The 26566-nt window shown below is 43.5% G+C and carries 27 protein-coding genes; 8 read left to right on the forward strand and 19 right to left on the reverse strand.

The features are described 5' to 3' along the window. Nucleotides 1-66 precede the first annotated feature (66 nt). The 4 genes from ACETMN_RS19555 to ACETMN_RS19570 form a co-directional block, all read right to left on the reverse strand. The gene (locus ACETMN_RS19555; RefSeq protein WP_091017807.1) at nucleotides 67-1083 is read right to left on the reverse strand and encodes a glycosidase; all 1017 of its coding nucleotides are present in this window, start codon (nucleotides 1081-1083) and stop codon (nucleotides 67-69) included. Between the two features lie 97 nt (nucleotides 1084-1180). Then, nucleotides 1181-2791: an extracellular solute-binding protein gene (locus tag ACETMN_RS19560; RefSeq protein WP_091017809.1), complete on the reverse strand. Its 1611-nt coding sequence runs from the start codon at nucleotides 2789-2791 to the stop codon at nucleotides 1181-1183. Nucleotides 2792-2829: 38 nt separating this feature from the next. After that, nucleotides 2830-3741, reverse strand: coding sequence for a carbohydrate ABC transporter permease (locus tag ACETMN_RS19565; protein ID WP_091017811.1), 912 nt, complete (start codon nucleotides 3739-3741; stop codon nucleotides 2830-2832). Between the two features lie 16 nt (nucleotides 3742-3757). After that, entirely contained in the window at nucleotides 3758-4735 is a 978-nt protein-coding gene (locus ACETMN_RS19570; RefSeq protein WP_091017812.1) for an ABC transporter permease, read from the reverse strand. Nucleotides 4736-5107: 372 nt separating this feature from the next. On the opposite strand from ACETMN_RS19570, the gene ACETMN_RS19575 reads away from it, so the two are divergent. Together ACETMN_RS19575 and ACETMN_RS19580 are read left to right on the forward strand one after the other, a co-directional pair. Continuing rightward, the gene (locus ACETMN_RS19575; protein ID WP_091017814.1) at nucleotides 5108-5716 is read left to right on the forward strand and encodes a CPBP family intramembrane glutamic endopeptidase; all 609 of its coding nucleotides are present in this window, start codon (nucleotides 5108-5110) and stop codon (nucleotides 5714-5716) included. A 23-nt stretch (nucleotides 5717-5739) separates the two neighbouring features. Then, on the forward strand, nucleotides 5740-6486 hold the full coding sequence (locus ACETMN_RS19580; RefSeq protein WP_091017816.1) for a MerR family transcriptional regulator: 747 nt from the start codon (nucleotides 5740-5742) through the stop codon (nucleotides 6484-6486). Nucleotides 6487-6717: 231 nt separating this feature from the next. Here the strand turns inward: ACETMN_RS19580 and ACETMN_RS19585 are convergent, their stop codons facing one another. The 7 genes from ACETMN_RS19585 to ACETMN_RS19615 all read right to left on the reverse strand — a co-directional run bounded on the left by ACETMN_RS19585 (nucleotide 6718) and on the right by ACETMN_RS19615 (nucleotide 13029). After that, complete coding sequence (locus ACETMN_RS19585) at nucleotides 6718-8070, reverse strand: glucoamylase family protein (RefSeq protein WP_091017818.1); 1353 nt, start codon at nucleotides 8068-8070, stop codon at nucleotides 6718-6720. A 252-nt stretch (nucleotides 8071-8322) separates the two neighbouring features. Then, a complete protein-coding gene (locus ACETMN_RS19590) occupies nucleotides 8323-8808 on the reverse strand; it encodes a hypothetical protein (protein WP_091017819.1) in 486 nt (161 codons plus the stop codon). Between the two features lie 91 nt (nucleotides 8809-8899). Next, on the reverse strand, nucleotides 8900-9271 hold the full coding sequence (locus ACETMN_RS19595) for a DUF3784 domain-containing protein (protein ID WP_091017821.1): 372 nt from the start codon (nucleotides 9269-9271) through the stop codon (nucleotides 8900-8902). Between the two features lie 18 nt (nucleotides 9272-9289). Beyond that, nucleotides 9290-9979, reverse strand: coding sequence for a hypothetical protein (locus ACETMN_RS19600; RefSeq protein WP_143786542.1), 690 nt, complete (start codon nucleotides 9977-9979; stop codon nucleotides 9290-9292). A 53-nt stretch (nucleotides 9980-10032) separates the two neighbouring features. Beyond that, complete coding sequence (locus ACETMN_RS19605) at nucleotides 10033-11340, reverse strand: SPFH domain-containing protein (RefSeq protein WP_091017825.1); 1308 nt, start codon at nucleotides 11338-11340, stop codon at nucleotides 10033-10035. A 283-nt stretch (nucleotides 11341-11623) separates the two neighbouring features. Next, a complete protein-coding gene (locus ACETMN_RS19610) occupies nucleotides 11624-12691 on the reverse strand; it encodes an ankyrin repeat domain-containing protein (protein ID WP_091017826.1) in 1068 nt (355 codons plus the stop codon). Nucleotides 12692-12759: 68 nt separating this feature from the next. Continuing rightward, entirely contained in the window at nucleotides 12760-13029 is a 270-nt protein-coding gene (locus ACETMN_RS19615; RefSeq protein ID WP_091017828.1) for a DUF6809 family protein, read from the reverse strand. A 253-nt stretch (nucleotides 13030-13282) separates the two neighbouring features. Between ACETMN_RS19615 and ACETMN_RS19620 the strand changes: the two genes are divergently transcribed. Further along, nucleotides 13283-14263, forward strand: coding sequence for a serine hydrolase domain-containing protein (locus ACETMN_RS19620; RefSeq protein WP_091017830.1), 981 nt, complete (start codon nucleotides 13283-13285; stop codon nucleotides 14261-14263). A gap of 96 nt (nucleotides 14264-14359) precedes the next feature. On the opposite strand, the gene ACETMN_RS19625 is transcribed toward ACETMN_RS19620, so the two are convergent. Then, nucleotides 14360-15382 carry a serine hydrolase domain-containing protein gene (locus tag ACETMN_RS19625; RefSeq protein WP_091017831.1) on the reverse strand — a complete coding sequence of 341 codons (1023 nt, stop codon included), beginning with the start codon at nucleotides 15380-15382 and terminating at the stop codon, nucleotides 14360-14362. 143 nt (nucleotides 15383-15525) lie between these two features. Beyond that, nucleotides 15526-16119 carry a TetR/AcrR family transcriptional regulator gene (locus ACETMN_RS19630; RefSeq protein WP_091017834.1) on the reverse strand — a complete coding sequence of 198 codons (594 nt, stop codon included), beginning with the start codon at nucleotides 16117-16119 and terminating at the stop codon, nucleotides 15526-15528. 106 nt (nucleotides 16120-16225) lie between these two features. Between ACETMN_RS19630 and ACETMN_RS19635 the strand changes: the two genes are divergently transcribed. Beyond that, nucleotides 16226-17239: an alpha/beta fold hydrolase gene (locus ACETMN_RS19635; protein WP_179198570.1), complete on the forward strand. Its 1014-nt coding sequence runs from the start codon at nucleotides 16226-16228 to the stop codon at nucleotides 17237-17239. Nucleotides 17240-17380: 141 nt separating this feature from the next. Here ACETMN_RS19635 and ACETMN_RS19640 read toward each other — a convergent pair whose 3' ends face one another. Together ACETMN_RS19640 and ACETMN_RS19645 are read right to left on the reverse strand one after the other, a co-directional pair. Continuing rightward, nucleotides 17381-18109, reverse strand: coding sequence for a DUF1361 domain-containing protein (locus tag ACETMN_RS19640; protein ID WP_091017836.1), 729 nt, complete (start codon nucleotides 18107-18109; stop codon nucleotides 17381-17383). A 30-nt stretch (nucleotides 18110-18139) separates the two neighbouring features. Then, nucleotides 18140-18676, reverse strand: coding sequence for a hypothetical protein (locus ACETMN_RS19645; protein WP_091017837.1), 537 nt, complete (start codon nucleotides 18674-18676; stop codon nucleotides 18140-18142). Between the two features lie 139 nt (nucleotides 18677-18815). On the opposite strand from ACETMN_RS19645, the gene ACETMN_RS19650 reads away from it, so the two are divergent. Both ACETMN_RS19650 and ACETMN_RS19655 read left to right on the forward strand, forming a co-directional pair. Beyond that, on the forward strand, nucleotides 18816-19457 hold the full coding sequence (locus ACETMN_RS19650) for a spore coat protein (RefSeq protein ID WP_373419867.1): 642 nt from the start codon (nucleotides 18816-18818) through the stop codon (nucleotides 19455-19457). Nucleotides 19458-19699: 242 nt separating this feature from the next. Further along, the gene (locus ACETMN_RS19655; protein ID WP_091017841.1) at nucleotides 19700-20653 is read left to right on the forward strand and encodes a hypothetical protein; all 954 of its coding nucleotides are present in this window, start codon (nucleotides 19700-19702) and stop codon (nucleotides 20651-20653) included. Between the two features lie 99 nt (nucleotides 20654-20752). On the opposite strand, the gene ACETMN_RS19660 is transcribed toward ACETMN_RS19655, so the two are convergent. Beyond that, nucleotides 20753-21688, reverse strand: coding sequence for a sigma-70 family RNA polymerase sigma factor (locus tag ACETMN_RS19660; RefSeq protein WP_091017843.1), 936 nt, complete (start codon nucleotides 21686-21688; stop codon nucleotides 20753-20755). A gap of 33 nt (nucleotides 21689-21721) precedes the next feature. Further along, nucleotides 21722-22168, reverse strand: a complete 447-nt coding sequence (locus tag ACETMN_RS19665) for a carboxymuconolactone decarboxylase family protein (protein WP_091017845.1) — start codon at nucleotides 22166-22168, stop codon at nucleotides 21722-21724. Between the two features lie 405 nt (nucleotides 22169-22573). Between ACETMN_RS19665 and ACETMN_RS19670 the strand changes: the two genes are divergently transcribed. Next, nucleotides 22574-23617: an aromatic ring-hydroxylating oxygenase subunit alpha gene (locus tag ACETMN_RS19670; protein ID WP_091017847.1), complete on the forward strand. Its 1044-nt coding sequence runs from the start codon at nucleotides 22574-22576 to the stop codon at nucleotides 23615-23617. Nucleotides 23618-24028: 411 nt separating this feature from the next. On the opposite strand, the gene ACETMN_RS19675 is transcribed toward ACETMN_RS19670, so the two are convergent. Further along, a complete protein-coding gene (locus ACETMN_RS19675) occupies nucleotides 24029-24850 on the reverse strand; it encodes a cupin domain-containing protein (RefSeq protein ID WP_091017848.1) in 822 nt (273 codons plus the stop codon). Nucleotides 24851-25002: 152 nt separating this feature from the next. Further along, nucleotides 25003-26052 carry a leucine-rich repeat domain-containing protein gene (locus ACETMN_RS19680; protein ID WP_411734975.1) on the reverse strand — a complete coding sequence of 350 codons (1050 nt, stop codon included), beginning with the start codon at nucleotides 26050-26052 and terminating at the stop codon, nucleotides 25003-25005. Between the two features lie 108 nt (nucleotides 26053-26160). On the opposite strand from ACETMN_RS19680, the gene ACETMN_RS19685 reads away from it, so the two are divergent. Then, nucleotides 26161-26478 (forward strand): hypothetical protein, encoded by a 318-nt coding sequence (locus tag ACETMN_RS19685; protein ID WP_105599316.1) that lies wholly within the window; start codon nucleotides 26161-26163, stop codon nucleotides 26476-26478. The last annotated feature ends 88 nt before the right edge of the window (nucleotides 26479-26566 follow it).

Consider the following 26566-nt stretch of genomic DNA (forward strand, 5'->3'; position numbering starts at 1 on the left):
GAGCTTCCGCCCTTTCTGCACTACATTTTTATATTCAAAGATACCGCTTCATTTATGGTTTATTTGCTACTGCTCTTCCTGGAGGATGTGCTCTACCAGCTCGTCTAGCGGAACTGTTGCAAGGGCAATCGCCGTATCTGTTACCCCATAATAGATATAGAGCAGTCCATCTTTGACCACATTTCCAGTCGGAAAGATGACATTTGGGATCTGGAACCCAAATTTCTCATAATACATCTCTGGCTCCATAATAAAATGATGCGTCCGGGCAATGATGTTCTCGGGCTGCTCCAAATCCAGCAGCATGGCCCCCACACGGTAGACAATGTCTTCATCGACGCCATGATAGAGTACCAGCCAACCCTTGTCCGTACGGATCGGGGGCGTAGAGCCCCCAATCTTACGCGATTCCCAGGAGAGGTTCTGGGCGGTAGCAAGCAGCTTGGGCTCTTCCCAGTTCACGAGATCCTCGGAGTAAGTAATCCACATGGCCGCCTTATCCGTACCGTAGGCTTCTCCTACATATTCCTCAGGGCGGCGCAACAGTACGAATTTGCCACCTATTTTCTCAGGGAACAGAATGTTGTCCCGGTCATTAATCTCAAGAGGTGTCGTGTCCGCCACATACTCCCAATCCAGCAGATTATCTGATTTCAAAATGGAGGACCGGGTTAGCCAATGTCCCGCCTCGTCCCCCCACCCATCCGGATATTCCGGAATAGAGCGAAGGGGGACGCCTGCCCCGGTAGGGTAATAACTCATGGCACAGGGACGAAGGGCGTAGTTCAGATAGAAGGTTCCGTCAATTTTGACAATCCGCGGGTCCTGCACACTACCATAAGGGAATCCCAGCATGTCTGGCGTCACAATGGGTTCATCCTTCACGTGGGTAAAGTTCACCCCGTCTTCACTCTCTAGCAGACCCAAATAATTTTTGCATGGAGTTAGGGAACCAGCAGTGCGCTCAATCATATAAAATTTACCGTTATCGATGATGACCGCAGGGTTGAAAACCGTAACCTTACGCCATTCATAGTCGCCCGGGACAACAATGGGATTATTCGGATGTCTCGTGATTTGCATGTCTATTCCTCCTGCATCTGCATGAATGTTCAGGGATGCGTTGTAACCTTATATCTCACCTTTTATTTTTACAGCAACTTTCTTCGCATGGACCTGATTAGTTGGATTTCCAACGATCATAGGCAGCCTGATTGATTTCAACCATACGCTCTCCGCCCATTTTCTTGACCGTCGCCACATAATTGTCCCAACCCGTAAGCGGCTCGGCTCCAGTGATGAATTTCGCCTCCATCTGATTCACATATGTCTTCAAATCTGAATTCAGGCTGCTGATTTCGGTCTGCTCTTCCACGGTAAGGAACAGAGTCGGAAACGGAATCCGTGCGCCTTTATCAAGAAGCTTCTGCTTGGTCTCCTGCTCTACCCAGAGGTCAAAGTCTGTCTTCAGCCCCTTATTAATATCATCCATGGACAGGGTAGGAGCGGGAATGCCGTAGTTAGGTGTCAGCGTTGCCCGATAATCTTCCATTTCCTTACCGTCTGGTACCGGCAAGTAACGTTTGACCCGGTTCTCTTTGTCAGTGTACTCCCAGAGAGTGCCCTCTGGACCTTTATTGAAGAACATGGCACCTTCATAGGAATAGAGATAATCCACCCAGCGCATAGAGGCTTCCGGCGCAGGATTACTCTGCGTGATAGCAAAGGCGCCGCTTGTAATCCCCCTGTTCTTTGCAATCGCTGGAGCAGCAACTGATTCACTGTGAACAGGTGCAAACATCGGATCTGCCGTCGAAGGCTCTCCACCTTTGCTCATGTAGGCATGCCAGTCCGAAAAGAGGGCGATTTGATTGTTCTGTGCTTTGGCCTTTTTTTGCTCCGCTGTTTGTGAGAAGCTCTCATGATCCAGCAGGTCTTCAGACCACAGGCGGTTCATATAGGTCAAATATTCCTTGTAGCCTTCTTCAAGCGGTGTGTAATGTACCTTGTCCGCATCGTCGACATAAATTTCTTCTTCATAAATGCCGAAGGCACCCAGCAGCCATGTACGGATATCGCGGAGGTTCGCAGCGGGTGTTGTCACCGAGGAAATCGGAATTTCATCGGCTATGCCATTGCCGTTTGGATCTTCCTCTTTCACACGCTTCAGATAGGTATACAGCTCCTCTGTCGTTTCCGGAAGTTTATCGATATTCAGCGCCTTGAGGAAGTCCCCGTTATACCACATCGGATTGCGGTACCAGTGCTGGCTAAGTTCTACTACTGGCAAGGAATAGATATGCCCGTCCGGTGCAGTTATCGATTTGCGGACATCCGGATTCTCCTCCAACAGCGCCTTGAAATTCGGAGCATACTTTTCAATCAGACCCTCCAGTGGAATGAGGATACCCTGCTCTCCGTAATTCATCTGCTCTGCAGTTGTCAAACCGGCAGCATAGAGGATATCCGGGTAATCTCCACTGGCGAGCACCAGATTTTTCTTCGTTTCGAAGCTATCCTTCGGTGCGTTCTTGTATTCCAGCTTAATACCGGTCTTCTCTTGCATCTGCTGAAGCACAGCCATGTTCTCCCAGTTCTGAATCCCTACATCTGGCGCCATAAGCGACAAAGTAACGGGTTCGTTAACAATCGGGAAACCTTCATTGTTCACAGCGACTTTTCCGAGATTGTTGTTCGCTTCACCTTCGTTTGAACTGCTGCAGCCTGCCAGTAATGTAATAACTAGAGCCGAAGATAACAGAAGCTTCCATGACTTGCGTGTGGTTGGCATTTATAATTCCTCCCTTGATTTCATCACATTTTAGCTGTTTAACCTTTAACAGAGCCTATCATGACCCCTTGGACAAAATAACGCTGCAGGAACGGATAAATTGCCACGATAGGCAGTGTGGAGACAACAATGACTCCATATTTAATCAGGGATGCCGTTTCTGCCTTATTATTCATGGCGGTGGCCACCTCGCCGTTGATGGAAGAGCCCGTCGTTTCCGCTGTCATTTCCTGAAGAACAAGGATCTGACGCAGAACCATCTGCAGCGGATACTTCGCTTCATCATTTAAATAGATCAGAGACGGGAAGTAGCTGTTCCAGTGGCTGACCCCATAGAACAGGGCCATAACGGCTACAATCGGTGCCGACAGCGGTAGAACAATGCGAATGAACAGCTTTAGATTCGTACAGCCGTCAATATGCGCTGCTTCCTGAAGTTCTTTCGGAATGGTCGTCTGAAAAAAAGTGCGGGCCACGACGATATTCCAGACCGAAGCGGCCACCGGCAGGACCAATGCCCACATGCTGTTCATGAGTCCAAGATTCTTGACCAGCAGATATGTCGGCACGATTCCGCCGCTGAAGAACATCGTGAACAGAATGAGGCCCATGAACAACTGGCGCCCGACAAAATCAGATCTGCTGAGCGCATACGAGGCCGGCAGAGTGACGGCGAGATTGAGCAGAGTGCCCACCACTGTGTAGATAATGGTGTTCCAGTAACCACTCCATATCTTTGGGTTCTCAAACACAAGCTTGTATCCGTCCAGTGTTACATTTTTCGGGAACAACCACATCGCTCCCGAATTGACGTCCTGCGGCGAACTGATTGAAGCGCTGAGAATATAGATGAGCGGATAGAGAACAACCAGCATTGCCAGACCCAGATAAATATAAGTGCTGATCAGAAAAAGCTTGTCCCCCCGAGATTCTTTCATCGCAGTAACCAAAGACTTCAACTCCTTTCTACCAGAGGCTGTTCTCGCTGGTGCGTTTGGCGATCTGGTTGACCGTAACAAGCAAAATAACGTTGACTACCGAGTTGAACAATCCGACAGCTGTTGAGAAGCTATACTGGGCGTTCACCAAACCGGCGCGGTATACATAGGTGGAAATTACATCGGATGCTTCCATATTGAGTGAATTCTGCAGCAGCAGAATCTTCTCGAAACCAAGACCCAGTATATTACCCATATTCAAGATCAGCATGATCGTAATCGTGGGTAATATCGTCGGCAGATTGATATGCAGCACCCGTTTAATTCGGCTTGCTCCATCCATAATGGCTGCTTCATGGAGCTGGGGATCTACGCCTGACAAGGCTGCGAGATAAATAATGGTTCCCCACCCGGTGCTCTGCCAGACGCCGGAAAATACATACACCGTCTTAAACCATGCGGGATCAGTCAGAAACTGTGCTGGTTCAAGACCAATGAATTCGATGAACCGGACAATCATTCCGCTTGAGGGTGATAAAAAGGTAATGATCATACCTGCCATGACAACTACAGAAATGAAATGGGGTGCATAGGTGACCGTCTGGACCGATTTCTTGAAAGGGCCGTTGCGGACTTCATTGAAGGCCAGCGCCAATATGATAGGCAACGGAAATCCGATGGCAAGTTCATAGAAGCTGATACTGAATGTGTTCCAGAGCAGATCCCAGAAAAAATAAGAATTGAAGAACCGTTCAAAATGGTCAAAACCAACCCACTCGCTGCCTGTAATTCCTTTTGAAGGTACGAAATTCTTAAAAGCAATCTGAATGCCGTACATCGGACCATAATGAAAAATAAGGAAATACAACAACGCGGGAAGCATGAACAGATAAAGCTCCCAGTTTTTCCAAATTCTCTTGCCAAGGGAGTTCTTCTTCAATGAAGGATTTACGGATACTACTGTGTGACTCTCCTTCACTTTCTCACTCCTTTCTATGTCTTTCATTACCTACGGTTATGTTACTGCTTTGCATTCTTGCTGACTCCATTTTGGTAACGCTTACAATTCGAAGTATAGTGAAACGAAGATGACACGGTAAATATGTAGGTTCTGCATTGTCACGATAGGGTGTGTAAAACCGCGCTACTGCGGTACTTTTCGTTCAGCCCTGATGTGGATGGTTGCAGATGGAGCAAGGCTGTAAATATGTGAATTACGAACCTCCTCCACGTTGCAAAAGAAACATATTGTGATCACCGAGCAAGAATTCAAACGTTTGTTATGAGTAACTGATCAATACTTTGATAAAAAAAGCTGTTGCGGAGGACGTTACGTCACAATCTACAATGAAAAAAATGTGATAAAGGAGTTTTCATTATGTCTGAGACCCATACAAAGGAACATTACAAAATACTGCTGATCGCATTACTAACGCAATCAGCTTTTCTATTTATTGGATTTATTTTTATTGGTTTTTTTAAGTGGGGAGGAACGTTACCATTTATAGCTTCCCTATTCATACCAAACGAGATTAGTGTATTATCCGCAATCATCATCGGTCTTATTTTTAGTTTATTTATCACTACGATTGTTCTAATTACATTTATCAAAACAAGAACAGAACTCCCTAAAACCGAGGGGTCAGATATGATTAAAAAAATAATGATTCAACCAAGTGGTATAGCTTTAACGGCGATAGGTGGTATATTTGAAGAATTCTTTTTTAGAGGGGTCCTGATCGGATTATTTATTGGATATTCTTTGTTCCTGGATTGGCTCGTCATTCTAATAAGCACTTTTCTATTTTGGATAATACATGTTCCTCAATATAGAGGAGCTACAGGTGTCCTTATCGTTGTGTTTGTGAATGGTTTGATTTTTGCACTGCTCTTTTATTTTACCGGGTCGTTAATTCCCCCAATCCTTGTGCATGTCATTTATAATATTTCTATTGGAATTATTCTGGCACGAAAATACAAGAACTGATTATTTGAAAAGAGGGACGTTAGATGCAATTAACAGTGAGTAAATTTGCAAAGCTGGCGGGCACAACAGTTCGTACGTTAAGACATTATCAACAACTTGGCATATTGGTTCCCTCACAAAAGAACGAAAATGATCATCATGTATATATAAATGAGGATTTTAAAAGGCTGCATGAAATTCAATTGTTGCAAAGTCTAGGACTTTCATTAAACGAGATTAAAGCCGGTTTGGATAATCCGCAATATTCTTTTGATGAAATAATTAAAGTTCAAGAACAATCGCTTAAACATAGGAGAAAAGCTATTGATTGTTCTTTGGCATTAATAAAACGAATAAAATGGTTAAAGGAAAAAGATCAATTCAATGAATTAAACTCAGAATTACTCATGTTACTTATGAACTCGATGCGTGTTGAGGAGGACCAAAAGAAGCTGCTTCAAAAGTATGTTTCTACGGATATTATTGAAAAGGTGTTCCCAGAGGATATCTCTAAGCAAACTTACTTGGATGAACAATTATTCAATTTGGTATTGCTTGTCCATCGAGCTACCCTACACGATCTTAAACCAGATCATCCTTCCATACAGCAACAGTTGAAGGATATCATTACAAATACCCAATTAAATCACCTGATTCTCCATGACGAAGAAAAGAACGAAGAACTTTATAAAAACGTAAAACCCTATGAGTCGTTGATCCCTAAGCATACCATGGATTTTTTGACAGAAGCATTCGAGGTATTAAATACGAAGAAGAAATCTTCTCTATAGGATCTTGATAACTACTAATACAACTCTGGAAGTCATTGCATCATTCATGAGAAAAACCACTCCTTTCACCCAGCCTAAACATCTCAAGTTTACCGGAAGGCTCTTGGCGGTTCTCGCTACGGATAGGAGGTTTAAACCTAAGAGACGGTTCGACAAACGCAAATGGAACGAAGCAGAAAACACTCTGCTTCGTTCCGTTTAAACTATCGGTATGGCAAGTTTTCCTCCCCTTCATTGAATAGAAAAAACTTCTTTTTTCAACAATTCTTCTGGCGTCTGCCCTATCACATCACTGTGAAAATAATCGCGTATAACACCGTCTTGAAGATAGTTAGCGATCGACACCATAATCATTCCTTGATCCAGTGCCAGATAAGCTTTTGCGAGTTCTCCCGTTTCAACATTGACTGAGTCATAGAACCCATACTTGCCAAACATTTTGAATTTCTTTAAAGCTTTAATATTCTTTCGAACAGCTTCAGGGGCATAATCCAGGGCAAGGAATGTTGCGTGTGCTGTAACCGTTGCTCCATCTTTATAACCTGAGGTCCCTAACGGCGTTGCTGCAAACTCACTGTAACCTGTCGGAGTTGCAGAAGGTGAAAAGCCCCATGCGGCATACCCTTTTTCTTTGGCATATTCGATCTGCAATTCAACATGACGCTGGTTGTTCAATCCCAAAGCTTGAGTACCCAGGTCTTTTTCCTTTATAACCATACCGGGCATAAGAGCTTCAAACATACTGCCTCCCCAACTTGGCACGAACTTTTTATCCTTGTATACATAACTTCCTTCAAACACATCCACTCCATCGTACTTAACGGATTTGCCTTGAGGAATCTGAGCTTGCCAATCCCATTCTTGAGGTAATGTGCGATACATCTTCCACCAATGCTCTTGCGGAACATCACCTTTCCCAATGGCAATATAGCTGCCTACACGTGGTTCCGTGTAAAACATTCCATAATGGTGATCCGTCAGTGCGCCTTTAGCCACATCATAGCCTCCGCGGAATTGACCGACTTCAGGATCATATAACGGAGTATAATTCATATTTTCGACCAACTCGCTTGTTGCCCCATGAAGTTCTTCATAGGCTTGCCCAACAACAATTAAACCAGCGGATAACCAGCCATTATCGACTTGGGATATAAATTGTCCCCAATCTTTCTTCACTGTACCGTCATCTGTGTTATACCAGTTAAAAAATAAGCCGTTCCACTTTTCTAACTTTTCTAGGGAATTGATAGTCGTTTGCAGTCGATGTACTGCTTCTTTCTTCGAAATGATACCCAATTGTTGCGCTGAAACGGTGCTCATCATATACATGGCGATGTTCGTGGGCGAGGTACGTTTAGCTTCTTCTGTCCCTTTTTCAGTGAGCCGAACTTCATCGTAAGTCAAGCCAGTGTTCTGATCCGTATAGTCCTCAAAAAATGTATAGGTCTTATATGCAATCGCTTTCAATTCTGCTCGAAATCCAATTAAATTGCTTGAGTCACCTGCTGAAGCCATAGGAGTTAGGGCTAGATTAGCTAACAGACAAAAAGTTAAAATGAAGCTGAATTGTTTTACTTTTTTCATGATTTTCTCCCCTTCAAATGGATTCGAAACGTTTCGTGTACATGTTATCATAAATTTCACATTTACGTAAACAAGAAAAATAGAACGCTTACAAATGATGATTATCGTAAAGAGAATTTATAAATATTAATTCGAAACGTTTCATTATCGAGACCATATTAAGACAGAGTTTTAGATTCTAAATTGAGGAGATAAAAGCCTGACTCCACAGGAATCAGGCTTAATCCTTTCTCGTATCCATTCTAAACCGTTCTAAGTTGCTACAACTGTTGTTCCACAATACTCGCAGTCCGTTGATTGCTTAGGAAGTACTTTTGCCTTAGCCCCACATCCGGGGCAACTCACTGAAACAGGCCTTTGTGGCTCTTCAACTTTTTGTTCGGCTTTCTCTTCAGCGTTTTCCTTATCCGAGAAATTGATCTCTGTATAGTTAATTGTATTATGACTACTGTAACTCACGGTGTTGCTATTGTAACTTGAATAAGTATGCGGATTCGCATCTTCGCGATCAAGATGACCTCCATAATCTCCCCCATAAAACTTTCGTTCCGGGCCACGCTTTTTCTTAACACGTTTTTTCCTAAGCAATTTAATGCCAAAAAACAAAAATAAAAACTCAACGATCATAACTCCTATTATGCCAAATAGATCTCCACTTTTGTGATTGTCTGCATTGAAAAAAGCAATGGGTATGCCAATTGCATACACCATAAAAATGAGCCCGAAAAACTTCCTCAATCTGATTCCTCCCAAAAACAACACTCTATACCTAGCGGTAAACACTACAGGTATCTGTAAAAGCAGTTAAGTGTATTGGTATTAGCTACAACTACGAAATTCTCATTGTCGTTCCGCAATACTCACAATCCGCAGACGAAGTAGGATATACCCTTACCTTGGCTCCACACCCTGAACAATTCACGGCTACAGTTTCTTGAGGGGCCTCGTCATATTTCACATGATGCTGATCTTCCTGATCTTGCCTATTATTAGAATCGTAATGCTGGTATGGATTAGTCTTAGACTGAGATTTAGGTCGACCACACATTTTAATGCCCGTAACAAGTACGATAACCCCAGGGATAAAAAGAATAATCGTACTGATAATAGCCGTTTCTGTTCCCTCGGATATTAATATTAAAGATAACAGGATCGTCACGGACGAAAGGATAATGAATAAAATGCCAAAAAATTTCTTCACCGCGTTTCCTCCTGCAATTTATGATTTACTTATCAAGATCTGTTGATTGCGCTCTTTCAAACGGAACTTTATCTGGGATAGTTGCGAAGCAAAACGTTCACTATTTACCAATTCCCCTGCTTCGTACTGATTTGCAAGTTCACTGTTCATCAATTCAATGTCCATCAAGATCTGGCGGTCATTTTTCTCAAGGGAATCCGGTGTGATCGGGTCACTATACTTCACCAGTTCAATTAATGATTGAACGGTTTTCCGCTCCTCTTCCACAGTTAGAACGGGATGTTGCACCATGGTATGAAGCAATTGCTGTAAAGCTTTTTCGATTAATTGTAAGTTTGCGATTTTTGTCTGTTCATCTGTTTCATGACGGCGCACACTCTGAATATAGATCATAATGATTCCGCACAAAATAATTGCGATCGCAATCGTTACCGTGTGTAACAATACGAACCAACGAAGCGCATGATCTGCTGAACCTGTTAACAACGTGTAGATCATCACACAAATTAGATAAATAACCAATACTACACCTAACGCTGTGTAACCTGGAACAAACCGTTTAAACCGATCCATATTTTGCATGATGAACCGTGCGTAGATCCAAATAGCCGTAATCGCTACATAAGAAGCAACGAGATTCATCCAAAAAGAAAACGATAGAAGCGCATGATTAAACAGCGTAAAAGAAACGATTGACGATACTATCATGCATATTAAATAGACGACATCCAAAATCAGGAGATTGCTGCGTTTTACCACCACTATGCCTGTCCCCCTTCTTGCAGATTGTTTCCGCAATCAAGACAGAACTTCTGACCGGGTTTTACTTCATGTTGGCACCGACTGCACTTCAAGCTTAAACTTGTGCCACAGTTGCCACAGAATTTTGTATGACCGGAATTCATATGGTTACAGTTAGGGCATGGGCTAGGCATCGGTTGATGACATTGAATACATTCCAATGCGTTCTCTACATTATCCGCTCCACAGGATGGACACGCATGGTATTTGTCACCACAGTTAGGACAGAATTTGGTTCCCTTTGGCAAAGCATGTCCACAATTGTTGCAATCTGTTGTTACTGCGGACTTTTCGGCTAGTGAATTGCCACATTTGCTGCAAAAAGAGCTGTTCTCCTGGTTCGGATGATTACACTGCTTACATATACTTACTGCAGGCGTTTCCTTAGTCGACATCACTTTAGACATCTGGGACATCTCGCTACTGAAAGAACCACCCAGACCAACCCCCATACCCATACCAAGTCCTGCGCCCATGATATCCGATTGCATGCTTCCTTCATTTTTGGCTGCACCTTCAAGCGTATCAAACGAACGTTCTTGCTGATATGTGTACCCAATAATATCCATCTCAGCTTTGCGCGCCAACGCTTCTCTTAATCGAATGACGGATGGATCTTCTTCGGGCAGATTGACGTTGTGAATATAGAGGTTGATCAACTCAATACCAAATTCTTCAAAAGTAGAAGCTATTGTGTCTGCGAAATGCCTTGAAATCTCGGCGATATAGGCATTGATCTCCAAAACACTAACTTTTCTATGTATTAGATAGGATGACAACATGGAGTTAATATTCATGATAATTAGCCCGCGGAAGTAATTAATCATATTAGCTTGGTTAAACTCAGGCAGTGTGCCCACAAGCTTGACCAAAAACTTTCGTGAATCCGATATCTTAATTCCCATTTGTCCAAATGTTCTTACGGGAACTATAATATTATACTTGGGATCCTGGATCTGAATCGGATTCGCTGTTCCCCATTTAACATCTAATGCGCTAACTTGATTGACATACCAGACTTCTGCTGCAAAAGGTGACTTTCCTCCAAACGGAAGGTTAACGAGTCGGTTCAAGATCGGGATATTCGCAGTACTCAGCGTATGCCTTCCTGGTCCAAACGTGTCAAGCGCTCTTCCATCCTTAAAGAGAATTGCTTGTTGAGATTGATTCACAATCAACTGGGTCCATGTTCCCAACTCAGTCTCGGGATGTTTCCAAGCAAACACATCAGGTGAGCCATCATACTTAATTACGTCAATAATCGCCATGTTCAATTCCTCAATTCAGTATTAGATTACTATAATTTGATAGAAACACTCTTGCTAAAACACTGATTCTACACTATTTCCTATATTAAAAAGCTATAATGATCTTTCATAAACTTGTTTCCATGTTTAGGCATTGATATTTTACCATTTCTAACCTTATTACGCACTAGCATAGTTCATTTTTCATACGAAAATTTTCCTATATTAACATGTTCATAATAGTAAAGAACCTCTTCCATATGATCATAGGAAGGAGGTTCTGGAATTCTCGTGTATACTCCATCTAATTCAGGATATCCTCTATAGCTGTAGCTGGATTTAACATGAACTCTTCAAAGGTAGCTATCGTTCCATGTTCTTGATGTTCAATATCCGCATATCCCATCATTTTTTTGCTCGGATTCCAGACAATCAGGATATGTGAGTATTGATCGATGTCCGAGGAAATACGCAGTAGTTTCTGTCTGCCCATTTTCATCTCCACGGTATCGATCAGATGAAAGAATTCTATATATCGGATGCCTGATTCACTATCTGGCAAGTCTATTCTTCGGGGTCCACTAGTTAGAAAATCAATAAGTTGCTGCGGAAGTTTATAAGACTTTAATACATGCAATTTGTTGCTTAAATCATGAAATTCTTGAGGTTCATGCCCCTTTAGATATTCAGCCATTTCTTCATTTTTCTGACTCACTGCAATTGTGTACGCTCGCTCTCCATCCTTCTCCTGAATGGTCACATCTGCTCCCTGGTCCACCAGATATCGAACCATCTTCATGTTATTAAATCTTGCAGCTACCGTGAGAGGTGTCGCCTTATACGGGTATACCATATCCGGTTCATTATAATTGACATCCACTCCTTGATCCAGCAAGTACTGGACTGTCTTCATATCGTGATCAGCTACCGCTTTCCGTAACGTTTTGCCTCCATATATACGAATATCCAACCCCAGTTCATTCAAGACTCTTATATTCTTTTTGTTGCCATAGTAGGCTTCATCATATGCACTGGATTTGACCCGATTAAGTCCATTTAACTTGGCGCCTTGCTGGTACAGGTAGCGTACCATTTCTTCTCCACAGTATCTAACCGCCTTAAGGATTGCCGGATTATTTTTGACATTCAGATTAACTCCATGCTCGACTAATAATTTAATTACTTCCAGTTGATTGCAGATTAAGGCAAGGTCTAGCGGCGTTAATGCTATGTATTTACTGAGTGTGATCTCTTCTTCGAGATCCATGCCCTGCCTAATGAACTGTTCTACAGCACCGGTGTCTCCCTCATATATTGCCCTGGCATGATCAGGTAGCGTTTCGAACGATCCTTGATTTCCGATTTTGAACAAGCAAGATTCCCCCTATCACTTTTACTAACCTCTTCTATATAATCACATGTTGTGAAAAATCAAAAATATTAGCTTGAGCATCCACACTCAATCATAATTAACGTCCCAATCTTGAAACCACTCGCAAATGCTTCTTTTGAATGCATAGAGTGAACTTGATCCATCATATCAAACAATATCTCCAACTGTTTAAAGTCATCCTCCGAAAGCTTTCTCTGGAATTTTTCGATATAAGTTGTAATTTCCTTATTAATAGATCGATACTCCGAATCTTTAGGAACAATATTCTCTTCTGGTCTCAGGTTACCGTAATACAATTCTTCTATTATATTTCCCACATCACAGCCCCCTTTCTCTTATAAATGTCTTGTGCGCTTCTCATGACAATTATATAAGATTGAAAGACAATACTGGGGCTTTATGCGATATTCGCATGTGATTCTTATCGCCTTCATCGAAAATCGTATTTTACATACTTGCTTTGAAATACTAATGGAGTGCTTGTTGAGCCCTACCTCGGGAATATGCTAAGATAATGGTCACCTATTTCTACAAAATTCTATTACAAATCAACCGTACAGAAAGGACACTATGAATCCTTCATTACTGTCATCCAAGTTACAACAGATCATTCCACCGCTGGATCTGCGAAGCTGCCTCGTCAGCGTACGCGGTGAGATTATGTACGAACACTACCGCAACCAAGAGGCTGCGTCCGATATTGCAAAAATCAATTCATGTACCAAGAGTGTGCTGTCTGCACTCATCTGTATAGCGATGGATAAAGGCTTGTTGCCAGAGGCATCAGCCCCAATCTCCACCTTTTTCCCACAGTTAACATCCGATCCTGACCCGCGTAAGCCAGCAATCACTCTGGAACAACTGCTCACCATGACAGCCGGATTCAACTGGGATGAGTTCGGTGGGCAAAATTCATTCCCTCGAATGACCCGCACCGATCATTGGGTGGATTTTGCGTTGGAACAACGGTTAAGTCATGTACCGGGTACACATATGGAGTACAACTCAGGAGTATCACAGATCCTATCCGCCATTCTGATGCAAAATGCAGGTATGAATGTAGCCGAGTTCGCAGAACGTTATCTCTTTGACCCGCTAGGAATTAAGGATTATGAATGGGAAAGCGACCCCCAAGGTGTACACACCGGCGGATTCGGCCTTAAGATGTTACCCGTAGATCTGCTAAAATTCGGTCAGCTATTTCTACAGCAAGGGATGTGGGAGGGTAAGTCTCTCATTTCAAGTGATCTCGTATCCCGTTCGACTCAGCCATTCATTACAGTCAGCCCACCTAATTACGGCAGTTATGCTTGGCATTGGTGGGTCGATGTCTATCCGAATGAAAGGTCTGACGCGGAAGATATTGCTACTGAAGACACGCAATCCAATCTCCATTACTATTACGCGCGAGGGTTTGGTGGTCAGTATGTATATATTGTCCCTGAGCTGGAACTTGTTACGGTGTTAACCAATGACAAACGAAAGAAAGAGAAACCTCCACTGGATGTTTTCCCTCGATTAATCGCTCCTGAGTTGTGTAAAATGTTATAAATGCAGGCCGCTCTTTTATGTTGTTCGACCATGGTTAGACCAATGAACCCCCAACCTGATGTAGGATAACCAATCCATAGGCTGAGGGTCTATTCGTTATGCCAATGCTTCTTCGATGGCAACCGTGATTGGATACGGACCAGACTCTTGATTAGAGAGCACAACCAGTTGTAGATCAAAGTCTGGATACACGGAAGACATGAACGACACCCCTGGATCAAACCCCATGACATGAAATTTAAAAATCTCCTCCCCCTTGCGGTCAATCCAGATCCCCTGCCCATAATACTCTTCATCTTCTTGATGAGCATGTGGAGTTAATAACTGCCGTGTTGTCTCAGCATTCAACAATTGGTGACCCAGTAAAGCATCCCAGAATCGAATCATATCCGGCGCGGTAACATAGGCCCCACCATCTGATCCACCTTTGACAGGAATGGAGAACATATTGGTGTTCCAGGAGCCATCTTCATGATCGATATACCCTAAAGCTGTGTTGCGCGGGAGCTGATCTGTTACGAAATAACCGGAGTCCTTCATGCCACAACTTTTGAAAATGTGCTCTTCCACATAATCTGTAAACGACAGTCCTGAATGTTGTTCCACAATAAGCCCCAGCACAATGAAACCCGCATTGTTGTAGTGAAAACGTTCACCCGGAGCAGACTTCATCGGCAGATGCTGAAACATGGGCAGAAAGTCACTTAAACGCCGCATCGCGTAGACGGGTCTGTCTTTCCATAATTCTGAAAAGTCATCCATCACTTCTTCATCGAAATAATCCGGAATGCCTGACGTATGTGTTAACAACTGCTGAATGGTAATTCCTTCGTCCCATAATGGAAACTCCACATCCAACACATCGTCCAGCTTGGAATCGGCATACAACTTACCCGCTTCAATGAGTTGGCATATACTCACTGCCGTGAAGATCTTACATCCTGATGCAATGCCGAACCGTGTGTCCACCTGATTGGCAAGCTCTTCACTGCGATTCGCATAACCACGTTTCATATTCAAAAGGGTTTTCCCGCCTTGTAGGAGTAATACAACACCCGAAAAATTCACGCGTTCCATGAATTCTTCTACTTTTGTTGTCAGCTCTAATACATTCAACATTTTGTTGTTCACCTACTTGTCTATGTATTCATTACATTCTCATTCTTAATTCTTCGTCATATCCTGCATACCTGCCATATTTTCATAAAAAGAAGGATTACTCCCTTATAAAAGGAAATACCCCTTCTTCATACAAGGTAAGACTAAGTTGAACAAAGTATGCTCAAATGCTGTTCAATCACTTGTTCTACTCGTTTTACTGTAAGTCTATCTGGCTGCATTAACATATGAATGGCGAGTCCATCCACAAGAGCATATAACTTCTCTATCTCCATCTCGGCATCCAGTTCAGGATGTGTCATCCCCTGCTTTTGCAACTCCTGAACCACCCATTGAACCGATCGATACATCCCCTGATGCATCTCATCACTTAACTTTTTTAATTCGGGGTACACCAATAATTTGGCTGTAAACGAAAACCATACCTCCATTTCCATCATTCTATCTTCATCCAACGGGAGAAATTGCAAGAGCAGATTCTTCATATCCTGCATTACAGATCCACTCATCTGTAATGCCTCCACCCTTTTCTGTACCCTTTCTGCAAAAAGATTCATGCAAAAGGTGAACAATTCGGCCTGTGTGGCAAAATAATGACGCATGGAACCTACAGATAGTCCCGCTTCCTTTGCTATATTGCGAACTGTAGCATGCTCCAGTCCATGCTCTTGAATGACCCGGATTGCTGCATCAGCAACGATTTTCCTCTGAGCTTCATGATCTACGATTTTTGGCATGACAACATTATACACCAGACTTCTATTTTAGTAATACACTGTGCTATAATATATTTTAATACATTGTACTAAATAAAAAAACTGTAGGAGAGGAATTCATAAGATCATGCTTACAACTATTCCAACCAAAAAACGAAAGAGATTCAGAATTTTCATTATCATGGTGAAGCTGCTCTGCATAGTGCTACTACTAATTGGTGCAGCATTCCTCTATGAGTGGTTTGCTTCTTCGCAGGCCAAAAAGGATTTTCCACCTCCGGGTACGTTAGTTCAAATCGGCGGTTACCAACTGCACATTCACAAACAAGGCAATGGCTCGCCGACCATACTTATGGAGGCTGGAAGTGGTGAGACGAGTTTGTCGTGGAGAGACATTCCTGCGGCACTCGCCCAACATGCAACGGTGGTCACATATGATCGTGCAGGATATGCCTGGAGTGAATCTGCCCCTACAGAACGTACAGGTTCGAATATCGTCAAAGAGCTACATGCAGCTCTGGAGAAGGAGAATATTCAGGGACCTTACGTTATGGTAGGTCATTCCCTTGGTGGTATGTATGCCAGACTCTTTGCACAGACCTATACAAGTGAGGTTCAGAGCCTTGTCCTCATTGACGCGAGACCTGAAAATGATGAACAGAATACAAAGGCTTTGTTGGAACAGGCTCAGTTTCAGGGAAACCCGTCTGCCTCCTTCCTATCCTTACTGAAGTTATCCGGCGCTTTCAGATTATTTCCAGACTTTTTGCTGGATGGTCTGGTTGCCAAGCAAGATCGAGATACTTTTGTTAATGTGATTGCCACGCCCTCCTTTTTTCATGCCAAAGAAGAAGAAGCCTTACTCGCCCATTTAACAGAAGATGCCATTCGTGGCCAAAATCTTGGATCAATACCTGTACGTATCATTGCACGCGGACGTCCTCAAGACTATGCTCAAGCAGGGATTTCGGTTGAAATGGGGCAGAAGCTCGAATCCATATGGCAATCGGGGCAGCATAACATGTTGAATATATCGAAGGATAGTCAGCTCATCGTGGCCACCCGCAGTGGTCATATGGTTATCCACGATGAACCCGAACTGGTTGTGAAAACAATCCTTGCGTTAATCTCTGATAAGTAGAGGTGTGTTTTTTCAGCAGATCCAGGGCTCGTTATAATGTTAAAGGGCTGTTCCAATAGCCATGTGTATGACTTGGAACAGCCCTTTAAGCAATATATTAAGATTAGTTCTATTTGGCTGCATGCCTCAAGGCAACAAAATTTAGCGCAACGCTTGCAGGTCAACCTCAGGACTTCCTGCACTTTTCTGCGTTTCACGAGGAGACCTCGTGTTAACCAGGTAATACAGTGTGGCGTAGATTGTCATGATAAACGTGCCAAAGAACAGACAAAACGCAAGTGACGGGCGGCTTACACTTTCGTGCATCAGCTCAACCAGCGTCTCGCGATTCGTCAGTGCATCCCAGCTATTCAGTCGATATACACGTCCAAGCAATACCCCGTAACTTCCCAAAGCACTACCTGCGAGTACAAAGATCCAGGATGCCCAGCGTCCAATTCGGTGATAGATCACTTCCTGAAGCTGATACATGGACAAGAAGCCAAGCAGGAGCCCCGTCCAGACAAACATTAAAACAACACTCAAGTCGTACCAATAGGTGTAGTCCACTCCATTTCCACCATAATACCGGGAACTTCTCGCTGTCAGATGAACCAAATCCGTAACAATGTAAGAAGAGTTCGGGAAAAATAACAACCACAGCAGACCACTTGCTATTGCAAGCCATGCGGCACCTTTCCATTTCGCATCACTTAGAAGATAGGCTGCATAAGAGAACACAAAGGGAATCCAGCCCAAAAACAGATTCCAGATCAGGAAGCGGAAATAACGCTGATCCAGCCAATCTGCGGCTACATAGTACAAGCCAAGCGTTACTGCTGTGACCACACAAAGGAAAATAAATATGCGAATATAATTCAGTTTTCTCAATGATTCTGACCTCACTTGATAAAATTCAAATTAATTTCGAAAATATCGGATGATTTCTTCCTTGTTCTTTTCAACACGCAAATTCAATCCACGTTTATCCTTTAATCCATACTGCTGTAATTCATGGCCTGGATCAAGCACCAACGGTTTAGTCGCCACATCGACAAGCAAGTCCATCGTCAATTGATAGGTTTCCCGTATCTTGTCCATTGGCAGAGAGGATTCATACCGTTTAATCAGCTCAATCAGACGTTCAGCATACATGAGACGAACCATACTGTCCGCACTCTTCATTTGTCTTGAAGCAAATGCTGTAATTGCCGTAATAATACTGGGTTCTGTCCGATGTTTGGCAATCAACGCAAGCTCATCCACCGCATCCCAATTCATGATAGACAGCTCGGAACTTAATTGTTGAATTCGCTCCCCTATCCATTGTTCCTCTAACGCTTGGGGTACGTTCCATCGCTTATAGTCCGCATACACACCTTCTCGATGCATCTTTACAGCGCTCCCGTAATATTTGACAAACACATCCTTGGCTATACTCCAATCGGTCTCTTCCATCTTTAACCACCACCATGCCTATTCCTATTTGTGCGTACGCTTTTATCCATACACAATACATAAATTTACTACTCTCCAAGCATACTAGAATCATACCATTTACCAAAGGAGAATCAAATTACCAATGAATCCGAATTCGATGAACCCACAGAATGTAGTACAACCTACTTTAAACGCAAATCCCAATGTTACGCCTAACATGAATCATGGCGGTCATGAGATGTTCGATGTGCATGAGATCCTGTCCTCCACCATTAATGTGCTGGATCAATATATGATCTTCCGTACATTCGTGCAGAGCCAGGAACTGATTGGCATTCTGGACCGGCAGTATAACTTCATTTTATCCCAGTACAATCTGACAGCAGAGTGTTTTGCATCCGGACAGAAGCCTCATCAAGAGACAGCTACCTATATGATCCCCAACATGGTACCACCGGTATATGGCCTTAAGCCATCAGCACCGAAGAAACCAAACCAGAGCCTTGCTGACGTAAAGGATGCCGGAATTAGCGGTCATATGCTGGGACTGATCAAATCACATGCGAGTTTGCTCGGCATGTCCTGTAGCGAGATCACAAATGGAACGGTTCGCCGAGTCATCGCTTCGCAGATCCAGCATTTTATCGAGATGGCCTATGAAATTTTCATGTTCCAGAATAAAAACGCCTATTACCAAGTACCTCAACTCACCCCAAGTGATACACAACAGATGCTTCAGGCATACATTCCAGCAACCGGAGCACCTCAGATGCCTAACAGCAATAAACCACTTCATTAAGTTAGAAAATAAAGTCTGAACACCTAGAACAGTCTCTTCAACCCATTTGGGTTTTAGGGGCTGTTTTTTGGTTATTTACAATCATTTTCCTACTGAAGACTCTTGATTCGGTTACCAGAAACTGGTTTAATCAATGACAAACCCGTACTTAGTCCACATACGGATCATACATATAAAATACGGTAAAATGCCGTTAAACGAGAATTCAAATGGCTTTTTCTTCATTATGGGGAGGTATACGAATGAGATGGAAGCAACCTGCTAAACTTGGTTTACTGGCTATGGCTCTCGGCTGTACTGCCATCGGCTCAACACTTACGACTTCAACAACGCTGGCTGCACCTGTTCCCGCTTCCAAAGCGGTGTATCATCAATTCCAAACGTATCGAACGGAAGCAGTGAAATCCACAGCGAGTGTGGCTAAAGCACGTAAATACCTGATGAATCATATCGATAAAGTCGGTCCTTGGCAGGCAACATTAATGACCCTGCAATTGGAGAATATGCAGAATATGAAGCTGGCGGATATGGATAACCAAATGTATACGGAACAGTTTCAACAAGCCCTATCTCAGGCCCATGAACAACTTGGTTACGAACAGAAGCTTACATACAGTCGTCTGCTGAAAGAAATTAAAGATCCGTCAGTGAGGAAAGTTCTGCAGGAAGCATCTGATCTCGGGTTCAAACTGGAAACCAGTGAGGGCTTGTATTACCCTATCATCAATTATGAGATCTACCAAAAGTTCAAACCTTTTGTTAAGGCTGATATTGCTGCATATATCGACATTATGGCTACGGAGTCCAATCAGATGACCACTTCGGATGGTGGCATTATCATTTCCTGGAACGAATTAATTCAGCGTACATTGGAGAAAGAAGCCTTTTTGAATAACTTCCCGAATTCCAATCGCACATCAACAGTGAAGCAGTGGTTATTTGTAGAATATGTGTTTTACGGAAGTGACAACACGCCTGCATATGATTGGTACACGGATGAAGAAATTCGCACCATGGACCCTGAGGTGAAACAGGCTTACGAGAAAGCTTTGGCTTACCGGGAGCCTGATACGCAGAGTGTTCTTCTGGACACTATGGAAAAGATTTTACTGGTTCTGAATCAGAATAATGATGAGCTCACACCTGAAGTCAGAGCCATCATTGAACCTGTTCAACAACAATTTTCCTGGGAATAATCGGAAGCTTAGTCGCAAAATGTGAATGCCAAAAAAGCGGCAGTCCTCGAGACAGAGGTTGCCGCTTTTAAGTTTACCTTTCAATTCCTTACGTTTGGATCAAAGAGTTGAAGTGTCTATTGATGTAAGTTTGTTCGGATTAACGACGAGATAAATGCCCTCAATCCGCTCTCCGGAAGGGTCCAACCCCAAACAGAGCACCTCGGACAACTGTCCTTCTTTCATCAACGCGAGTTGAAGCTCGCCATTGATCCACATCGGTACCCATTCTCTTTCACGCAATCGCGTAAGGACTCGCCGTGAGGTCAGGAGTGCAAGCACACCTTTGTGAACATGCATCGTTCTCATCACAGTATGCACAACGCCACCGCCATCTGCTGTAAATACAGGCTGATCTGCCAGTAACTCGAGCATCGCAGCGACATCATAACGAAGGAAAGCCGTTGTAAAACGGCTAAGCAATTCACCCTTGGCGATCATATCCGCATCACTCTGCTCGATCGGTGGAAGTTTTTCAGGCAAGTTCCGTCTGGCTCGGCTAAAGATTTGACGGCAGTTACTCTCCGTTTTGCCCAGCCAATCCGCTATTTCAGAATAGTCATACTGGAAAGCTTCACGAAGTACAAAAACAGCCCGTTCAACAGGCGAAAGCCGCTCCAACATGACCAGATAGGCATAAGAAATCAGCTCTTTCTTCTGCATCGTTTCCTCTGGTATGTTTCCCGCTTTACTGTCTGCTATCGGTTCCGGAAGCCACTCTCCAACATAATTTTCCCTCTGGTTGCGGGCAGAATTGAGCAGATTCAAACTTCGGTTCACCACCAGTCTGGCGATATAAGACTTCGGATTACGAATATCTTGAGTAGTATTGCTCTGAATCCCCGCAAAGCAATCCTGAACCATATCTTCAGCTTCTACCACACTGCCGAGCATGCGGTAAGCGATCGAAAATGCATAATTTTTATACCGAATATACAGCTCACCAACATCCAGAGAAGACACTTCTGGCTCATTGGCGTGGAGATTGGAATTCATAAGAATGGCCTCCTCTGGCATGGTGCATGTATTTTAGTTAAAGCAGCCCGGATACATTCCTGTTGTAATCGCAATCCGGTTCCAATTATTAATCGTGTTAATGGCCAGGATCAGATCCACCAGTTCGGATTCACTGAAATGTTCACGAACCTTATCGTACAACGCAAGGGGTACACCGTGTTCCGAGATACGGGTCACCGCCTCAGCCAGCTCCAGCATAACACGTTCTTGATCCGTGAAGAAAGACACTTCACGCCACACACTCAGCAATAGAATATGATCCGCATAATTACCCAGTTTCATCAGATCTTTGGCATGCATATCTAGACAAAAGGCACAGCCATTGATCTGGGACACACGGATTTTTAACAACTCATACAATACTTTATTTTCAAATTGCCCGGATATATACTGCTCCATCGCCATCATCGCTTTAAAAGCGCCTGGACTCACTGCTCTGTAGTTGGTTCTTAAATTCATTTCATTCGCCTCCATCATTTGGTTTACATACTGTAGACAAACGACGGCCGGGATCTGTGACATTTTTGCGAAAATCTTTTTATTCCCACAAGAATGGTTGCTCAACTAACAGATATTACACTGAAATTCTGATGGCAGGACAACCTCCATGGAGTTAATAATCAGTAATGGAAAAACATACTGAATGGTTGTTCTCTTTTCTACAATTAACATCTAACGTAAGAAAAATCCGCTTTTTTCCGTATCCATGTACGGTTTTTGCTGTACCGTTTGTGATTTCAACCAAAAGTAGGTTGGATATATTGATACTTTGACCAAAAGAGTAGTAACATACGGCTAATAAAGTTAACTTTTCTGACATAAGAAAGAGAAATGTTTATTCATATTGGCAAGGAGTGTTTTACTATGATAACTTCCAACGCAAACCGTAATACATCCGAATTGCCTAGAGGTTGTACGTTCACCGCTGAAGACTGGCATGTATTATCACAATATTGGTATCCGGTAGCACAAGCTACCGAAGTAACAGACAAACCACTTGCTGCTCAATTACTCGATGTGAAGCTGGTTCTTTATCGTAGCAATGATCAGGTTGTCGTAGCCAAGGATCTTTGTTTTCACCGCGGGGCCCCACTTAGCAAAGGCTGGGTAGAAAATGGTGAGATTGTCTGCCCTTATCACGGCTTCCGTTACAATTGTGAAGGTAAATGTACCGCAGTACCTGCACACCCAAGCTCCAAGATCTCGCCTAAGCTCAAACTTATCGTGTATCCGGCAGTTGAACGTTATGGTTTAATCTGGACCACTTTGGCGGGAACGGAAGAACAGATCCCCTCCTTCCCTGGATGGGATGATCCGGATTATATCAATATTTTGCCACCCAACTTTGATATTGCCGGTTCTTCTGGACGTCAAATGGAGGGATTCCTCGATGTATCCCATTTTGCCTATGTGCATACGGAAACGTTTGGTGACAAAAACAACACAGAAGTCCCTCAATACAAAGTGAAACGTGAAGGTAATGAGTTACTGGCCGAGTATTGGAGTACGGTGAGCAACTATGGCAAAGGGCAAGGTCTTGTTGCTCCAGAAGGTTTCCAATGGTTGCGTGAGTTTCGGGTATTCCCGCCTTTTGCGGCTTCTCTGACGGTATATTTCCCAGGAGACGACAAGCTGAATATTCTGAATTGTGCTTCGCCGATCTCTGCTCGTTATACGCGTCTATTCTGTCCAATCACACGAAACTTTGACAAAGACGCTCCTATTGAAGACACAATCAAGTTCAACTTGCAGGTATTCGAAGAGGACCGCGAGATGGTCGAGTCACAGAAACCGGAGGATCTGCCCCTGGATCTGCATGCCGAGGCCCATATTCCCGCTGACCGTACTTCAATTGCTTATCGTCAATTATTAACGGAAATTGGTTTGGGCCGAAATTACACATCGTAAGTAGATAGTATATAAGTTCAACTAATGAATATATTTACACTGGCATTCCGATGGAAGAATAACTTTCCGTTATCATGTAGATGTTTAGTTGAACATATATAGCCTCATTTAAAATTGTAAGGAACTCCAGACATGTTATTTCCCATAATCCCCGATATAAACACGTCAAACGGCTGTTTATTCTGATATAAGGTGTCTCAGATTCTTTAGATTTCTGGGCGCGCTTCAAATCCTTGATTAAGACGACTACGATTCGTTAGCGCCTCATGCTTAGCTCTAAACACGGCTTTCCGCAAGTATGAAGACATCCTTAATCAAAAAAAGAAGCGTTCCTTTGCGGAAGCCTCTTTTGCTTTACCTAATTCAACTAAAGTACCTATGTGTACTAGATAAACCTTGCCTAATAAACCGTCATCTTTCCTCTTGAATATTCGTATTCACAGGAAGCTCTATATAATACGGGCAACCCGGTTCGTGGATAATACGTGGATCGACCCAAGTCCCCCAGTACGGAAGACGGTTTACGTAAGGTTGCATATTGGGCTGAGTATTTGGTGGCATGTTGGGCTGTGCATTGGGTTGCATGTTTGGTTGTGTGTTTGGTTGCATGCTGGGTTGTGTGTTTGGTTGTACATTAGGCATTACGTACGGCTGATGATTCACATTCGGAGCACTGTTAGAGTTGGGGGCAGTGGAAGTCATACAATCTGCCGGCGGGCCAATAATCACTGTTTTTTGAATGGGAGCCAGCGCTTCTTGAACTTTTTTCTCATCTAGACAGTACGTATAAGCCAGAAGTTTTGCAGGTGTAAGTCGCAAGATGTCTGAGCCAAATATCGCTTCAGGCACGGGTGCATCGAAGATCGCCAATAAATGCGTTTGATCTGCAGTAGCCACTTCATAATGCCACCAGCCTTGAGGTACATTCGCCACTTGCCCCGGAGTAATTGGGAAATGAAGCAACTCATTGGTGAACGGATTGATGAGGGACACAACGGCAGAACCGCTGATGCAATATACCAGTTCGGTTGCATTCTGATGAATATGTGGTTCAACCACATTGCCTGTGTTGAGGAAAATATCCAGTAAAGAAGTATTGCCCAGTGTGTTTAACTGGTTGATGGAAAGAGAGTTTATATAGTTATCCTCATCCTTCTTGAATAACGGATTCTTGCTCAAATCGTAAGTAAATTGGGTGGTGGGTAAAGTATAATCCATGTATGAGGTTGCCAAAATAAAACGCCTGCCCTTCGCTCTCGGTTTAGGTCATAACCTATATGCCAGCTTATGCCCAGCGCCCAGATACGTGAGCCCATTTCCGCCAAGTTTTCATCGCATAACAAATATCCCTGACTCAGATACACGGGAGGAGGGATATTTGGCTATTATAATTCTGCTTCGTCGGAGATGTCCTCCCAACTGATCCCTAGTGGAGTACTGTTCAAATTTACACTCTGAAGCCAGGTCATTCGCTTGACTATGTCCGGCATTCCTTCAATTAAACTATTCGTTATACTCAGATAACGCAGTTTCTTCAACTGCTCCAGTTCGGGTGGGATTTCACGAATGCCAGAGTAACTTATATCCAGACTCACAAGTTCGCTCAATTCACCAATCTCGGCTGGAATATGTTTCAGACCAAGATCCGACTTCTCCTTTGGCTTCCACCCGGTAGGAACATGATAAGAACTACCGCAATAAATTCTAAGCTCTCGAAGTTGTTTCAATTTTCCAATGTCTCGGTGAATACCTTCCAAATCCGCTGTCATGATCTCCAATTCTTCCAATGATGTCAGTTCAAAAAGGGCTGGAGGAAGTGTATAAATATCCTGCTCAAAAATCGTCAAACGTTTCAAGTGCTTTAATTCCCGAATCCGTTCCGGAATCTCTTTTAAGTAATGTGAACTAATATTCAGCACATCGGTTTGATGCCTGATGGCATCATCCAACAGTCGATGAATATCTTTCTGACGATTTAAATCGAAAAACAAGCCTGGAATACGCTCCATTAGCTCATTCGCTTCTTCTTGTGTAATGTGCATGCCATACATATGCTCATGAGCAACCGTGTAGAAGTAATCACTCCCATCCTCTTTCAGAAAACAAAGATCGTCCGGCAATGACGGATATAACCAGTCATGAAAGCGATTGGCTTCCTCCTTAAGGACCTGCCCGGATTCAGGCGTGCAACGATATATGTAATAGATGCCTTCTGCATACATGGCGCCACTTTGCATCATCATTTCTTCCATCGTACTGTTTTCAACTAGATACGGCTCAAGTCTCTGTAACACTTTGGCAACCCTCTCAGGTGTATCTCCCTCAACATACTTTCGGTCAACCAGCATAAAACGATCTGTCTTCTGGATCAATTCGTCAATCAACAGTTCATAGGCAGTTCCTCTTGGATCGGTGTGAAAAGCTACGGCTACCATATGCTCCCCCTCATGACTCTATATTCATTATTCTTCAATCTGCTGTATCACCTGAAACCATTGTGGCATAGGCTGATATCATCAATCCAGTTATTGGAGGCTTGTTACATGGCATACGGCCCTGGTTCAGTATCATCCCCGCAACCTGCGGGTTATCCTTACCCTTATTATCCACCCACACCGTATCCCTACCCTTATCCGTATCCATATCCATACCCACCCATCGTTCCTTTTCCACTACCATATCCGATCGGTGGTCCTTGGTGGCACGGTGGCTATCCCGGCGGTGGTTACCCCGGTGGACACCCTGGTCATTTCCCAGGAGGTGGCTATCCCGGCGGACCTCACGGCGGTCCAGGTGGTCCAGGTGGACACGGAGGACCTCCAGGCGGAGGATTTCACGGACATCGTTTCTTTCAGTGGTAATCATGAGACTTATCCAAAGTTCAGGTTCAGATCAGATAAAGGAGCTGCTTCGGCAGCTTCTTTATTATCGAAACCTATTCTCTAATCA

The organism is Paenibacillus sp. M2, from assembly GCF_046713495.1.
GTDB classification, from domain to species: Bacteria; Bacillota; Bacilli; order Paenibacillales; family Paenibacillaceae; genus Paenibacillus; species Paenibacillus amylolyticus_B.